The 16,078-nt window shown below is 29.9% G+C and carries 13 protein-coding genes; 7 read left to right on the forward strand and 6 right to left on the reverse strand.

Going from position 1 to position 16,078, the window contains the following annotated elements; all coding sequences use genetic code 11:
* The first annotated feature begins 1 nt into the window (after position 1).
* Both CALAG_RS00555 and asd read left to right on the forward strand, forming a co-directional pair.
* A complete protein-coding gene (locus CALAG_RS00555) occupies positions 2 to 1,093 on the forward strand; it encodes an amino acid kinase family protein (RefSeq protein WP_015231803.1) in 1,092 nt (363 codons plus the stop codon).
* Positions 1,090 to 2,154, forward strand: coding sequence for an aspartate-semialdehyde dehydrogenase (gene asd / locus CALAG_RS00560; RefSeq protein WP_015231804.1), 1,065 nt, complete (start codon positions 1,090 to 1,092; stop codon positions 2,152 to 2,154). Before CALAG_RS00555 ends, asd begins: the two co-directional genes overlap by 4 nt.
* Here asd and CALAG_RS00565 read toward each other — a convergent pair.
* Positions 2,144 to 2,881: an exodeoxyribonuclease III gene (locus CALAG_RS00565; protein WP_015231805.1), complete on the reverse strand. Its 738-nt coding sequence runs from the start codon at positions 2,879 to 2,881 to the stop codon at positions 2,144 to 2,146. The genes asd and CALAG_RS00565 overlap by 11 nt on opposite strands.
* Before the next feature lie 126 nt (positions 2,882 to 3,007).
* Between CALAG_RS00565 and CALAG_RS00570 the strand changes: the two genes are divergently transcribed.
* From CALAG_RS00570 to CALAG_RS00580, 3 genes are all read left to right on the forward strand, one after another.
* A complete protein-coding gene (locus CALAG_RS00570) occupies positions 3,008 to 4,384 on the forward strand; it encodes an APC family permease (RefSeq protein ID WP_015231806.1) in 1,377 nt (458 codons plus the stop codon).
* A gap of 266 nt (positions 4,385 to 4,650) precedes the next feature.
* The gene (locus CALAG_RS00575) at positions 4,651 to 5,913 is read left to right on the forward strand and encodes a metal-dependent hydrolase family protein (protein ID WP_015231807.1); all 1,263 of its coding nucleotides are present in this window, start codon (positions 4,651 to 4,653) and stop codon (positions 5,911 to 5,913) included.
* A gap of 205 nt (positions 5,914 to 6,118) precedes the next feature.
* Positions 6,119 to 7,135, forward strand: a complete 1,017-nt coding sequence (locus CALAG_RS00580) for a COG1470 family protein (RefSeq protein ID WP_015231808.1) — start codon at positions 6,119 to 6,121, stop codon at positions 7,133 to 7,135.
* A 10-nt stretch (positions 7,136 to 7,145) separates the two neighbouring features.
* On the opposite strand, the gene CALAG_RS00585 is transcribed toward CALAG_RS00580, so the two are convergent.
* Positions 7,146 to 7,523: a putative metallopeptidase gene (locus CALAG_RS00585; protein WP_015231809.1), complete on the reverse strand. Its 378-nt coding sequence runs from the start codon at positions 7,521 to 7,523 to the stop codon at positions 7,146 to 7,148.
* A 4-nt stretch (positions 7,524 to 7,527) separates the two neighbouring features.
* Positions 7,528 to 8,787 (reverse strand): M20 family metallo-hydrolase, encoded by a 1,260-nt coding sequence (locus CALAG_RS00590; RefSeq protein ID WP_015231810.1) that lies wholly within the window; start codon positions 8,785 to 8,787, stop codon positions 7,528 to 7,530.
* Between the two features lie 130 nt (positions 8,788 to 8,917).
* Here CALAG_RS00590 and CALAG_RS00595 point away from each other — a divergent pair, with 130 nt between their 5' ends.
* Positions 8,918 to 9,340, forward strand: coding sequence for a cupin domain-containing protein (locus CALAG_RS00595; RefSeq protein ID WP_015231811.1), 423 nt, complete (start codon positions 8,918 to 8,920; stop codon positions 9,338 to 9,340).
* On the opposite strand, the gene CALAG_RS00600 is transcribed toward CALAG_RS00595, so the two are convergent.
* The 3 genes from CALAG_RS00600 to CALAG_RS00610 form a co-directional block, all read right to left on the reverse strand.
* The gene (locus tag CALAG_RS00600; protein ID WP_015231812.1) at positions 9,332 to 10,828 is read right to left on the reverse strand and encodes a class I adenylate-forming enzyme family protein; all 1,497 of its coding nucleotides are present in this window, start codon (positions 10,826 to 10,828) and stop codon (positions 9,332 to 9,334) included. The genes CALAG_RS00595 and CALAG_RS00600 overlap by 9 nt on opposite strands.
* 15 nt (positions 10,829 to 10,843) lie before the next feature.
* Positions 10,844 to 12,739, reverse strand: a complete 1,896-nt coding sequence (locus CALAG_RS00605) for an AMP-binding protein (RefSeq protein ID WP_015231813.1) — start codon at positions 12,737 to 12,739, stop codon at positions 10,844 to 10,846.
* 112 nt (positions 12,740 to 12,851) lie between these two features.
* Positions 12,852 to 14,825 carry an AMP-binding protein gene (locus CALAG_RS00610; protein WP_015231814.1) on the reverse strand — a complete coding sequence of 658 codons (1,974 nt, stop codon included), beginning with the start codon at positions 14,823 to 14,825 and terminating at the stop codon, positions 12,852 to 12,854.
* A gap of 94 nt (positions 14,826 to 14,919) precedes the next feature.
* Here CALAG_RS00610 and CALAG_RS00615 point away from each other — a divergent pair, with 94 nt between their 5' ends.
* The gene (locus CALAG_RS00615; protein ID WP_015231815.1) at positions 14,920 to 16,074 is read left to right on the forward strand and encodes a thiolase domain-containing protein; all 1,155 of its coding nucleotides are present in this window, start codon (positions 14,920 to 14,922) and stop codon (positions 16,072 to 16,074) included.
* Positions 16,075 to 16,078: the final 4 nt, after the last annotated feature.

Here is a 16,078-nt window from a genome sequence, read left to right on the forward strand (position 1 = left end):
TATGAAATACGATGTTTTAAAAATTGGAGGATCTATTTTGTCAACACCTAAATCTTATATAGATGTTTCTATGTATATAAAGAAATTCGTTGAAAAAAACAAAAGATTAATTATAGTTGTTTCTGCCCTTAAAGGAATGACTGATCTTTTAATAGATTTTTATGATAATAATAATAAAAATGCCTTAGACAAATTTATTGAAAAATATCAAGATGTGGTATTTTATTTTGACAATCAGGAACTAAAATATAAATTTAATAGTTTAATTAATGAATTATTAAATATAGCAAAGAATGGGAGAAACCATGATTTAAAAATTAGAGACAAAATATTATCTTATGGAGAAAAAATTAGCAAGTTAATTTTATTTTATGCACTCAAGATTAATGATTTAAATGCAACTCCTTTGAATGCTGATGATATAATAATTACAGATAATAGATATGGAGATGCATTTATTGATTTAGATAAAACATCTAACAATTTACATTTAAACGAAGACATTTATTTAATAGAAGGATTTATAGGTAGATCATATGAAAATTACATAACTACATTGGGTAGAGGAGGTTCAGATTATACTGCATCTGTGCTATCTTATTTAATAAATGCAGACAACCTTTATTTAATAACAGACGTGCCTGGTATATATTCAAGCGATCCTAGGATAGTTAAGAATGTAAAAATAGTAAAAAGATTGAATTTTGAAGAGGCAATAGAAGCTTCAACATATAATGTAAAGGGTATTAATTATAAAACATTTTATCCTTTAATTAATAGCAAAATTAATGTTTACATTGGTACTTTTGACAATTTTAATACTATAATAAACAGCAAACCACTATACAATGAGCATGTGAAGTTATTTGGATTAAAGCATGCAAATGAAATTAAATCAATAGGATTGATAGGTTATGGAATGAATAAAGATTTTATAATAAAAAGGATTTATAACTTATTTGATGGAAATCATAATGACATTATGATAAATAAAAATGGAGAAAAACCCTCAATGCATATAAATGTTAAGACTGATGATTTCCATAATTTTGTTAATTTATTACATGATGAATTGATAGGTGATAATTTATGAAGTTTAATGTTGTTGTAGTTGGGTCAACTGGATTAGTGGGACAAAGGCTTGTCTCTATGCTATCAAAACATCAATGGTTTAATTTAATAGGCATTACTGCATCAAAGGATAAGGCAAATAAGAAATATAAAGATGTAGTAAAATGGAGCCTAGAAAATAAAATGCCAGAAAACGTTGAAGAAATGATAGTATACGATACAAATATTGAAAATATAAATAACTTAAAACCAGATATTGTATTTACATCACTTCCTACTGATATCTCAAAGGATTTCGATATTCAACTAGTAAAGCAAGGTTACGTTGTTATATCTCATGCGAGCAATAATAGGATGGATAAAGATGTACCTCTTTTAAATCCTGAAGTTAATGCAGATCACATAAATGTCTTAAAATTACAAGCTAATAGATGGAAGGGAAGATTAATTAAGGTACCTAATTGTGCAACTTCTATTTTAACTTTGGCATTAAAACCCATTTATGATAACTTTGGTTTGCGCCATGTTTTTGTATCAACAATGCAGGCTTTATCTGGGGCTGGAATTAATGGTGTTTCATCAATGGCCATCCTAGATAACATTATACCTTATATTGAACATGAAGAAGAAAAAATTGAGAATGAAAGTTTAAAAATACTTGGAGAATTATCAAATGAAAGTATAAAACCAAATGAAAGTTTTTATGTATCAGCTTCAGTCCATAGAGTTAATGTACTAGAAGGACATTTAGAAAGCGTTTTCTTAAAGACTGATAATGATGTTAGTGTTGAAGAGATTAAGAAGAGTTTAATTGAATTTAAAGAAAATAAAATAAAGAATTTAAATTTGCCAACTAAACCATCTCAACCTATAATTGTTAGAAATGAAATAGATAGACCACAACCAAGATTGGATAGAAATGAAGGAAATGGAATGAGTATAGTAGTAGGAAGAATTAGGAAGGATAATAGAAATTGGATCAAATTTAATGTTTTAGGTCATAATACAATAAGAGGAGCAGCTGGTAATGGAGTTTTAATAGGAGAACTTGTTGCAAAAAATTACAATGATATTATTCAATAATTAAATATACTGGAGCATGATCTGAACCCATAATTTTATCCATGATATCGCAATCCTTAACCCTTTTAACAATATCACTTGAAACAACACAATAATCTATTCTCCACCCTATGTTCTTTTCTCTAGCATGGAATCTATAACTCCACCATGAATATCTATTGGGTTCTTTATGAAATATTCTAAACGCATCTATATAACCTAATTCTAAAAAGTGCGTCATCCAATCCCTTTCCTGTTGAGTAAAGCCTGGATTGTTAACATTATCTTTTGGTCTTGCTATATCAATTTCTTTATGGGCAACATTAAAATCTCCGCAAATGATTTTAGGTTTTTTTAGACTACTTAAGAATTTTTCCATTTGACTGTTAAAACTAAGCTTGTAATCTAATCTAGTTAAACCATGCTGAGCATTGGGAAAATATGAATTAATAACGTAAAATTCATCAAATTCTAATGTTATATTTCTTCCTTCAGAATCGAATTCTTCATTCCCTATTCCAAATAAAACATTTTTTGGCTTTATTTTTGTCATTGTTAATGTTCCAGCATAACCTTTTCTTTTTGCTGGATATATATAAATTTCATACCCTAGATTTTGCAATTCATCTGGTATTGTATCTGTTTTTATTTCTTGAAACATTATTATATCAAAATTAAGTAATTCCTTAGGTAAGCCTTTTGATAAAACACTTCTCAAGCCGTTAACATTCCAAGTTAAAATTTTCATTTAATCACCAGTTTTTAAATCAATTTTTTAATATTTAAGTTTTAGCTTAAAAAATTGATAAGAACTTTGTTGAACGTTTAACAAAAGATTTTTTCTTAAAAAAATTATGAAAAATTTGGGGGGATAATGAAAAAAGAAAATAAATTGCAAAAAGATGCAGTAAGCATTATAGGAGATTTCTTTAATTCACTAGGTGGTCAAGCACCCACGTATAGTATTGCTGGTGGAACAGCACTCATATTAAGCACATCTTATGCTTCATCACCATTAGCAATGCTAATTACATTAATAGGAGTTTTAGCAATTGTTTATTCAGTATTTATATTATCGAAAAGGTATTCACATTCAGCAAGTTTTTACTATTATGTATCTAAGGTTTTGGGTACTCCTACTGGTTATTTTAATGGCATTATATATACAATATTTTACAGTATAATAGGAGTTGGATCAGTAGCAATAGCATTTGCTTATTTAGGATATGAAGGGATATTAGCATCAACAGGAATTAAAGTGAATCCATTAGTTCTTATAGCTATACCTATAATTATCTCATTTATAATTGCATATTTCGGAATAAAGCCTAGCATTAAATCTGAAGTTGTTATCGCTACAATTGAAATAGGTATTTTGCTATTATTTGTTGGATTTTCCTTTTTTTATAATATCCATAATTTAACTTTATACCCATTTACGTTAAAAGGTACTTTTACCAATTCGTTAAAAGGAGAATTGGCTGCTATTTCTGGTGGATTGATTTTTGGAATAACATATTTTATGGGTTTTGAAGTATCAACACAATTAGGAGAAGAATCAAAAGATCCAAATAAGGCTATTCCTACTAGTACTTTGTTTTCTACAATTATTATGGGATTTCTTTATATCATAGTTACCTATGCCATTATATTAAATGTTGGTTTTAATTATAATTCTATTAGTTCATTTATTGCTCAGGCCCAAGGAGCAGGATTAAATCCTGTTTATATTTTAATGAAAAAATATTTAGGAAATCCTGGGTTAATAATATTTTCTATTTTAACAATGTTTAGCGTTTTTGGATGTTATTTAGCAACATTAAATGCAACAGCAAGAATGATTTATGGAATGAGTAAAGAAAACCTTTTACCAAAGAAATTTGAAGAAGTAAACAAATACAAGAGTCCTAAGAATGCATTAATTATAAGCACATTACTCTCCTCAATTATTATCATATTATTTTATTTGTTGTCTTTTAATTCAGGAAGTTTAGTTGAACAAACATATAATGCTATGGAAAATGCTTATGCAATTGATTCCCTTTATTATGTAATTTCATTAGCATTTTTATCCATTTCTGCTTTTTCCCTAACCAATGTAAAAGGAAAAATAATAAGCATCATAGGTTTAGTTATTCTAGCAATTACATTTTACTATTCAATAGTAAATTTATATTATCTAATTGCTGTCGTTTTAACTGCTATATTTGTAATAATAAGCTATTTCTATATAAAAAGGTGGGTAAATTAAGAAATTATATTAAATTAAGAAATTATTAAATTATAATATTGCTAAATTTTCTAGGCTTTTGGATTTTTATAGTCTTATTAGTCTTTATAACATAATGAAAGTATTAAGAAAAAATGAGAGGAAATAATATATTAAGAAACTTAAGGCTTATTATTTTTAGAGAACATCTTGTGAATTAAAATAAAAAATTGTTAAAATTGATTTATTGATTAATAGTAGATAAGAATATAAAGAAGTATATATCAATATCAATGGGAGGGATAAGAATGGGAAAGATAGCCTTAACTAATTGTCTGGTTTTTGATTCAACAGGTAAGCCTCCTTATAAGGGAAATATATTAATAAATAATGGAATAATAGAAGATATAGGAAAAGCAAATGAAGTTAAATTTCCTGATGATTATGATGTAATTGATTTAAATGGAAAATTTGTAATGCCAGGATTAATAGATGCTCATATGCATTTAACAGGAAGTAGAAGTGGAAAAATAGAAGAAGACTTGATTACCCCTATTGGTGTTTTCTTTGCAAGAGCTATAAAAGATCTTGAATCACTATTAAATGCTGGTTTTACAACAATTGTTGATGCAGGTAGCATATTAGCAATTCAATTAAAAGAAGCAGTTAATGAAAAAACAATCGTTGGACCAAGAATTGTAGGTGCTGGACCTGTTTTATCTCAAACTTTTGGTCATGGTGATACTCATTACTTCCCTGTTGAATATGTAGATTATAGGACATCAAAGAAATTAACCCCATTTATGTCATTGATTTGTGATGGAGAAGATGAGTGTAGAAAAGCTGCTAGATATGCATTTAGAGAAGGGGCTGATTTTATTAAGGTAATGGCATCAGGAGGGGTTTTATCACAAAAAGATAGGCCCGAATATAGGCAATTTACATTAAATGAATTAAAAGCAATAGTTGATGAAGCAAATGCTGTTAACAAATGGGTCCATGCACATGCTGAGGGTAAAATTGGTATAATAAATTCTGCAAAAGCAGGAATCAAAGTTATAGCTCATGGTGATATGATGGATGAAGAAGCAGCTAATGAAGTTTTAAAAGCTGGAAGCATAGTGGTTCCTACTTTTGCCATAGATTATGCTTTATTAGATAAAGGTAGTGAAATGGGAGTACCGGAATGGGCAATGAAGAAAATTAAAGAGTTATATGAAATTCATATTGATAATGCGAGATTGGCATATAAAATGGGAATTAAGTTAGCAACTGGAACAGATTTTTCGGGAGGATTAGGGAAACATGGAGATAATGCAATTGAAGTAAAATTGTTTGTTGATAAAATTGGTATGAAAAATGATGAGGCATTGATCTCTGCAACTAAAATATCATCGATAGCGGCAGGAATGGAAAAAAGTATTGGTACATTGGAGAAGGGGAAGATAGCTGACATAATAGCAATTAATGGTAATCCATTAGATGATATTAATGTTATAACAAATAAGGATAATATATTATTAGTTATAAAAGAAGGAGAAATATACAAAAATAAATTAAAAATTTCATAAAAATTAGAAACACAGTATTATGATAAAATAATATTAATAAATTTTTATTATTTATACTTAAAAATTATATTGGGTTTCTTTAAACAAAAATATTAATATTAAACCCTATTTAGCTTTTTATACATAAATAAAATAATTTTCTCATGAAATATATATACAAACAAAAATAATTTTTTGTTAACTTAAAAAATCAGGGTGGGATTTAATGTCAAAATATAAATATTTTTATATAGCTTTTATATGCTGCTCACTAATATTATTGGCTATACCAATCGCTTTTTCTGCTAGTGGAACATCGAAATTTATTATAAATCAAACAACATTTAATATTACTCCTGGTAAAAGTGTAAGTGAAAAATTCCAACTCGTTTTAAGTAGTGGTACAACTTGGGGGACAGATATAGCGGTATCTCCAAGTGTATCAGGTATATCAATAACATTTAATCCTTCAAGCGGGGACCCAACTTTTTCAGGCTCATTTACTATATCAGTATCAAATAATGCAAAACCTGGCAAATATGTTTTTAATGTTTCTGCAACTGGTGATGATCCAACAACTTCACCAACAAGTATAATAGTATATGTTTCTTCTCCTGCTATATCAACTACTACAACTACTACTACAACCTCAACATCTTCAACAACTACTACTACAACCTCAACACCAACCCCAGTTACTACAACAACAACTACATCAACAACAAAGCAAGGAAATTATTTTGTATATGTTATTGCAGTTTTGGTAATTCTAGCTATTATAATAGGGGGAGTGTTATATTATAGCAAAAGTGCAAATTCTGTTAAGTATGCAGTTTCAAGTTTTTCAATATTGAGCATTTTAATTTCATTATACCTTATCTTTTTTGATTCAACATTAAGATCATTTGCAAGTATTCATTATTATTTATTAATAATTTATACAATTATATTAATATTAATTAATCCCTTAATTTATGGAAAAAGATTGAATATAATATATCCTATTCAAGCAATAATATCAGCCATATTTTTTATAGGTATGTTATTGGATTCTCTTTTAGGCATGCCATTAAGTTCTATTGGTGATGCAGGATCTTCTTTTAGTATGAACTATTTCTTTGGTTTTGGTGCAAATTCAGTTTCAACGTTTCCTATATCATTTTCCTTTTCGTTTTTATTGATTCTAACATTTCTAATTCTTATTTCTAGTATTATAGGTATTTTTAAAAAGAATATAAAATAAATCATTTTTATTATGTACATTTTTTCAAATCTATTTTTTTAAATAAGTTATTTACAGCTCTATTATTTACAATTTTACCATGAGGTCTCAATCCTCCTGTAAAGCTTGATGGTATATGCAATAATTCGTGGATTATAACCTTAATTTTATCTTCAAATGATAGTCTATCAAATTTTTCGCTTATGAATTCAATTACATAAATTGGTTCCATTCCTAAGGCAAATCTAATTGCTGATGGTACAGAGTATATTCTAGCGATAGCTTTGGTTTTAGAATTATGACTTTTTACAACATAAACATTAGACTTTTCTATATAATTCATTTCTAGGCTATCAATAATACATTTCACAATTTTTTCTAAGTATTCATCTTTCTCATAGCGTATCATTATCTCATCTTAGTCTATTCATCAATAATGCAAAAACTTTTGCATCATTGAACAAGTTTTCTAATACAGAGTATTCATTTGGTTGATGTGCCACATCATCTGTTGTAGACCAAACTACTGCGTCGTAATCATAAGATCTTAACATAGATGCAAATGTAATGCCTCCTATACCCCCAATTTTTGCTTCTACATTTCTTAGTTCTTTTATTGCCTTTTTTATTTCGAGAACTAATTTATTATTAGGATTTGTTGGTCTTGGAGATTGCATCTTATCAATTAATTCCAATTCTATTTGTGGATATTCTATACCTTCAATTATCTTTTTATTTTTGTCTTCAACATTTTTAATAACGTTTTTCACTTCATTTAATACATCATCTAACTTGTATTTTGGTATAACCCTAGAGTCAAATGTTATCTCATGAAGACCGGGGATAATATTGGGAGAAGAAGCACTATTTTTAACCATTGTTGGCTCAAACGTTGAGTAAGGGGGATCAAACAATTCATCTAAATCTTTGAATCTCTCATGCAAAATATAATCAATTTGATTAGATAATTGAATAGATATTCTATGAGAATTTAACCCCAAATGAGGTGTTGATGCATGTACCTGTTTTCCTCTTATAATTAATCTAAATTGTAATATAGATTTTTCAGCTATTTCAATAAGAGAACCATCACTATTTCCAGCATCTGGTATCAAATAATAATCATCTTTGTTAAAAATTTCAGGATGATTTTTTAAAAGATATTTCATTCCATATTCCGAGCCAGCCTCTTCATCGCTTACAAATGCTAGCTTGATTGTTATATTTGGAATTATTTTTTTAGCCATTAATGACTTTACTGCATATAATGATGCAACTAGGGATTGTCCATTATCCTCTGATCCTCTTGCATATAATTTACCATCAACAATCTTTGGCTCAAAAGGTTTAGTTATTTTCCATGCATTTAAATCTCCAGGAGGTACAACATCTATATGAGTAATAATCCATAAGGCTTTTTTCTCATTTCCTTTATATGTAGCTATTATATTAGGCCTAACCTTTTCCTTAGCCCTATTATCAGTAGAATAATATTTTTCTATAGTATCAAAGTTAAAATATTCTTTTAAAATTTCCAAAAGCTTATTTGCTTTATCGATCTCTCCTTCTCCACCATAATCTGGACTAATAGCCGGAATCCTTAACAATTCAATAAAATTTTTTATTGCTTCATTTCTATAATTATCAATTTCATTAAATATTTCTTTTTCCATGTTACTTCCCATGATTCTAGCTGGTAAATATATATAAATACTTATGTAGTAAAAAATTAGTTAAAATTTAGAGGATGTTTTATTAATAAAATTTTTAAGCTTTAAATTTTATTAACTAATTGTGATATAAATGACTATAAAAGAAAAAGTTACTTCTGACGAAATTGATATAGAAATTGAGAGAGAGGAATTTAATGTAAAAAAGTTAACAAGAAAAGCAGAGAAACTATCATTTAAGGATATAATAACTCCTGATATGACTGATCCTCTAGCAATACCTCCATTGAGATTAGTTTCTAGCGATAATTTATCTATTGAATTTTCCAAGAGGAGATTTTCTTTACCCTTTTTCCATAGGAATATGGATTATGATGAATTAATAATATGCTTAAAGGGTAGCGCAACTTGGCAAACAGAAACAGGAGAATTTGAATTAAAGGAAGGAGAAATGCTAATCATTCCTAGAGGAATTGCACATAGACCAGTTAATCCAAGTAATGATTATATGGCATTAGAGATAAAATCTAAAAATAAGTTAAGTTTTTCAAAGTGAATCAACAAAATAAATCTTTCTTATTTTTTTGTAAAAGGCAACTCTAGAATTAACATAATTTATCAATTCTTCTTCTTTAATTTTTCCCTTATATTCATCTTTTAACACTACTTTTGCAACTGGTAAATCACCTACATCTGGATCTTTTTCACCAAAAACAAATGCATTCTTTACTGCGTAATGTTTAAGTAAAATTGTTTCCAAATCTTTTGGAAATATTGGATATGCTTTATATTTTAGCATTCTTTTCTTTACTCCTTTAAAGTAGAGAAAACCTTTATCATCAATCAAAACTAAATCGCCAGTTTTTAAATAACCATTATAAAATGCCTTTTTTGTTTCGTTATCATCTTCGTATCCTTTCATAACCCAGCTAGCTTTAACTAACAATTCTCCAGCCTGATTTTTTCCTAATTCTTCGCTTGGATCATCGGGAGAAACAACTTTTATTTCAACACCATATAATGGAAGACCTAAGGTATTTTTTATTTCAAAAAATTCTTTTGGTTGATAGGAAACTACCCATGTTTCTGTCATACCATAGGCCTGAACTAAAGGACTTGCAAACACCTTGTAAAACTTATCTTGAGTTTCAGGCTTTAAAGGAGCTCCAGCAGATATACCTAATTTCAATGTGTTTTTAAAATCTTCATTACTTTTTTCTATTGCATCAATTAAAGAATCAAATACTAATGGTGCACCGGACATGAAGTTTATATTATAATATTTTATTGTTTTCATTGCTAAATTTGCATCCCACCTAGATATCATTATTGCCTTACCTTTATTATATAAAGGTGTTAGGAGGCTTACTTGAAGACCCAACACATGGGTTATGGGTGAAATTACTAATGAATTAGGAACAAAATCAAAGTTTATTGTTTTTGATAGTGCTTGAACAGCATAACTTAAACCTCTATGAGTATGATATGTTTGCATTGTTCTACCTGCAACACCAGCATAATACATTATTATTGAAATATCATCTAAGTTTAATTCTTTATTTTCATATGTTTCATTAGTTGATAAAACATCTTTTATATAGTTTACATTTAGATTTCCTTCCTCTTTAACCTGACCATCAACAATTAAAACATTATCAATGCCTTCTTGTTTTAATGTTTCTTTTTCTCTTTCAAAAAATTGCCATGAAACAACAGCTGTTTTAATGTTTTTACCTTCAATTTCTTGTTTTAAATCTTCTGATATTGTCAAAGGATCTACTAACGCTGCAGGACTACCACTCTTCATAATTCCTATTAATCCTACAACTGAATCTATTGTATTATGACATGCAAACAATACCTGGTTGTTTTTATTAGTTGAATTGATCCAATTTGCTATTTTATTACTTGCCTCTTTTAAATAATTCCATGTTATGCAATGGTTATTTTCCATTTGAATTAATGCACATTCATTAGGTTTTTCATTTGATATAGAATCGAGAAACGAAAAAATCGGTTTATCTAAAAAAATAATTTGAGACATCTAATAAACACCGCATTAAGCTATCATGGATTTCTTAAATTCTTCATATCTCCTCCTTAAATCTTCAAATGCAGCAGGATCATCAAGTGTTGAAGTATCTCCTAGTGGTTCGTTTCTAACGGCTGCCCTTAATAGTCTCCTCATAATCTTTCCGCTCTTAGTCTTTGGTAACTTATTAACAAATATTACATAATCAATTATGAAACCAGAGTTTCTAGCATATTCTTTTAATTTATTTGATAGATTTTCATCTGGTGTATAACCTATTCTAGGTACAACAAATATTAAAAGCTTCTCCCCCTTGTTATCAGGTGATGGCATGCTTGTTGCAGCAACCTCAGCTACTGCCTCATGATTCCCAATCAAACTTTCAACTTCCATAGTTCCGACTCTTTCTCCTCCAGGCCTTAATACATCATCTGCTCTCCCTAAGACGAAGAGATATCCATCAGAATCCATGTATCCATAATCTCCAAAGAACACATAACCAGGGAATCTAGAGGTATAAACTTTGCTATATCTTTCTAAGTTGGGATCATTCCACATCTTTCCTAATGCCGGAGAATATGGCTTTAAAACGATATATCCTTTCTTTCCTGGAGGTAATGGATTACCATCATCATCTACTATAACTACCTTACTTAGTGGGAACTCAATACCGGCAGATCCTGGTTTAAATGGTATTTCTCCTATACCATAGGGAGTTGCAGCTGCTGGGGATAAATGCTCGGTAAACCAATAGGCATCTGCAATATATACATCAGGTAATTGTTCTCTAAACCAATTGAAGAAACCAGGATTAAGTGTTTCTCCAGTATTCAATACAATCCTTAATGATGAAGTATCTCCAGCTTTAACTGATTCTTCACCTAATGATTTTAATGTATATAATGAAGTTGTAGAGCTCCATATTAAAGAAACATTAAATCTTTCAATTATTCTAGACCAAAGATCTGGTTTATATCCAATATATCCTTCAAAAAGAACCGATGTTATTCCTGAAACTGGGGCTGTATATAAATTAGCCATAGGCCATACAGGCCAACCCAATGCTGATACTGTCCACCATACATCATTAGGCCTTAAATCATAAAGCCCTCTAAAGGTCCAATTTAAAGATAGAGGATACCCAATTTGAGTTTGAGTTATTCCTTTAGGCTTTCCTGTTGTACCGCTTGTATAATAAATTGTTCCTACTTCATTAGCTTCAACAGGTTCTGGGGGAACATATACTTTTCCTTTAGGCATGATATCCTCATAAACCAAATCTCTTCCTTGTTTTAATTCAAAGTTAGAAGAACCTCTGCTTACAACTAAAACTTTTTCTACTGGTAAATTGAATTTACTTGCAACATTATCAAAATATTTCTTTATATTTATTTCTGTTCCGTTATTTATTGTGTTAGCAAATACAACAGCATACTTTGAGCCTGTATCTACAAATCTTGTTGCTATTATTTCATCTGTTAAACCAACATAATGAATAACAGCTATTGCTCCCAGTCTATGAACTGCTAAACCAAATGCAACAGCCTCTGGAGAGCTTGCCATCAGCATTGATACAGTATCTCCATGCTTTACTCCCATTTCCTTTAAAACATATGCAGCTCTATTGACCTCATAATACAAATCTTGATATGTTACCGATTTTGTATTACCTTTCTCATCTTCCCAATAAAAAATTACCTTATTTGCTTCATTTGGCAAATGCCTATCAACTGCGTTATATGCTAGATTCGATATTCCACCAACAAACCACTTTTCATATGGTGGTGTACCTTCTAGGATTTTAACCGGTTCTTTAAACCATGTAATTAAATTCATTCTATCTCTCCAAAATTTTTCTGGATTTTGTAACCCTTCTTCATTCATCTTTTTAATTTTCTTATAGGAAAACAATTCACCTTCCATCTATACTCACCTGTACACATTATAGTATTTTGATTTAGATATTTAAATTTTCCCACATAAATCCTACTATACATTTTGCTAAATGAAATTAAAAAATAAAAAAATTTATAAATTATTTCATTAATTTCTTTAATTCAGAAACTGCTCTCTTTATTTCTTCTACAGAATCTGGATTTTCAACTACAGGAGAGATGGTTGCTTTTCCTTCCTTAGCTATATCCCTTATTATCCTTCTCATTATTTTTCCGCTTCTTGTTCTAGGCAAATCTTTAACTTCAATTATTTTTTCAGGCTCAAAGGGTTTACCTAATTTTGTTGAAACCATGTTCTTAATCTCATTAATTTCTTTATCATTTAACTTCTTCCCTGGCTTTGGTATAGCAAAACATACAATTACTTCTCCTTTAATTGGATCAGGATAGCCTATGCAAGCGCTTTCTGCCACACTATTATGAGCATTAATTATTGTTTCTAATTCTGCAGGTCCAATTCTTTTTCCTGCAACCTTTATTACATCATCAGCCCTACCTAAAATATACCAATAACCATCTTCATCTATTAATGCATAATCTCCATGGAACCATACACCTTTAAAAGTATTCCAATATGTTTCTATATACCTTTTAGGATCTTTCCAAAGACCTCTTGTCATACTTGGTGAAGGCTTAGTTGCGACAAGATAACCAGGCTTATTTCTAACAGGATTACCATAATCATCATATACTTCAACACTCATTCCTAAACCAGGACCCCATAACGTTGATGGCTTTAGACTTACAACAACGCTTGGCAATAGGAAACAACCCAATATTTCAGTTCCTCCACTTAAATTAATTAATGGCCTTTGTTCTTTTCCCACATCTCTCATTACCCAAAACCAAGTATCTTCATCTATTGGCTCCCCTGTATTTCCAAATGCCCTTAAACTAGACAAATCATGTTTTTCAATTCCTTCATTACCCAATGCTTTCAACAATCTAGCTGCAGTTGCTGCAAATCCTAAATGTGTTATTTTAAAATCTTCTATTAATTTCCATACCTTATCCTTATTCGGGTAATCCAATGCACCTTCTAAAGAAAAGTGTGAGGCTCCCAAGATTTGTGTACCAATAACTTGCCATGGTCCCATCATCCAACCAATGTCAGTTATCCACCATAAAATATCATTTTCCTTGCTAAAACCAGTTTTTATATCTAGATTAAAGTAATGTTCTTTTGCTGGCTGTAATATTGTACCTATTTGACTTATCACTGCACCTTTAGGATTTCCTGTTGTACCGCTTGTAAACATTAATAAAGCAGGATCTTCAGCATCGGTTTCTATCGCTTCAAATTCTGGTCTTTTACCATTAATTGCATCATCAAACCATATATCTCTATTATCATTCCATGGTATATTTGATTTTTCAAACCTTCTTGCAACTATTACCTTAAGACTAACATTAGATCTTTCAACAGCCTCATCTGCACTTTTCTTTAATTCTATTATTTTACCTTTTCTATAATAACCATCAGATGTTATGAGAACCTTTGAATTAGCTGCCTTTAATCTTTCTGCAACCGCATCTGGTGCAAAACCACTAAAAATCGGATTTGCTATAGCACCTAATCTAAATGCAGCATACATTGAAATAACTGTTTCAGGCATCAAAGGGGCATATATGGAAATCACGTCTCCTTTCTTTACTCCTATTTCTGTTAAATAGTTTGATAATTTGTTCACTTTTTCTAGCATTTCTATATAACTTAATTTAACAACTTTTCCATCTTCTCCATACCATATCATAGCAGTTTTATTTCCGAATCCATTTTTTATTATCCTATCTAACGCATTATATGATATATTTATTTTACCATTTAAGTACCATTTTGTCCATTCTATTCCCTGGGTTGTATCATAAACTTCATCAAATTTTCTAAACCATTCTAGTCCAAGCCAATCTGGTAAATTACCCCAAAACCATTTCAAATCATCTTGGCTTTTTTTAACTAAACTATTATAATTTTCAATTTTATTTTTTTCCATAAATTCTGTAACATTAGCACTATTAATTAAATCCTTTGGAGGGGACCATATATAAACCATTTTTTCCACCTCTTCTGCAGTGTACACTATTATATATATTAATATACTCAGAGTATTTATACAAGTAATATCTTAAATATGTATGGGTGTGTAAATGTCCCGTGTAGCTATAGTTGGAGCGGGTTGGTATGGTTTTAAACCAACAACAATTGATGTATCATTTCAAGACATGATGTTTGAATCCTCTTCAAGAGCATATGCAAGCGCTAACATAGATCCTAGATATGATATTGATGCATTTGTTGATTGCCAAGAAGATATGTGGGAAGGTATAGCTATAGCTGATGAATTTGCTCCAGAACCAATAGGAGGAGCATTAAGGCCCACATTCACAGTTGCTGGTGATGGTTTAGAAGGTATTGCACATGCATATATGCTAATAAAAACTGGTCATTTTAATGTAGTTTCTGTAGAATCTCATGGAAAGCCAAGCGAAATAAAAACTTTGCAAGATATATATAGATTTGCATTAGATCCATTGCATGTAAGACCTTTAGATACAGGTAATCCATTATTTTATGCAGGTTTAGATGCTGTTGCTTACATGAAGAGAACTAATACAAAAAGAGAACACTTAGCAATGGTTGCTGTTAAGAATAAAAATAATGGATTAAGAAATGAAAGGGCTTCATTTTCAACAAAGATTGATTTAGATAATGTTTTATCATCTAGTTATAGCATTTATCCACTATCTAATTATGAAATTGCTCCATTTAGTGATGCAAGCATTACATTTGTTTTAGCTAGTGAAGAATATGCTAAAAAGTTTACTGATACCCCTGTTTATATAGAGGGAATAGGCTATTCAACTGAAACAGGTACAGGAGCAACAGAATGGCATGAATGGGGGAAAATGAGATCTATTAGAGAGGCAGCTTTAATGGCATATAAATTAGCTAACTTAAATGGTAATCCTCAAGTAGACTTTGCAGAAGTTGAAGATAGGTTTAGCTATATGGAGCTATTATCATTAGAGGAATCATTGATTGTTAAAGAAGGAGAAGCCCATGAATTACTAGAAAATGGGGAATTTAACTTTAATGGTTCATTACCAGTAAATCCAAGTGGTGGAAGTCTATCAATGGGAGTTCAATTAGAAGCAACTGGCCTTTCAAGATTATTAGAATCATATCTTCAGCTAACAGGTAAAGCAGGTTCTCATCAACTCAAAAATGTTAGGAGATCATTGGTTGTTTCTTGGAGGGGTGTTCCTACATATACGAGTATGGTAGCTCTTCTTTCTGTTTGAGGTG

This window comes from Caldisphaera lagunensis DSM 15908 (assembly GCF_000317795.1).
GTDB classification, from domain to species: Archaea; Thermoproteota; Thermoprotei_A; order Sulfolobales; family Acidilobaceae; genus Caldisphaera; species Caldisphaera lagunensis.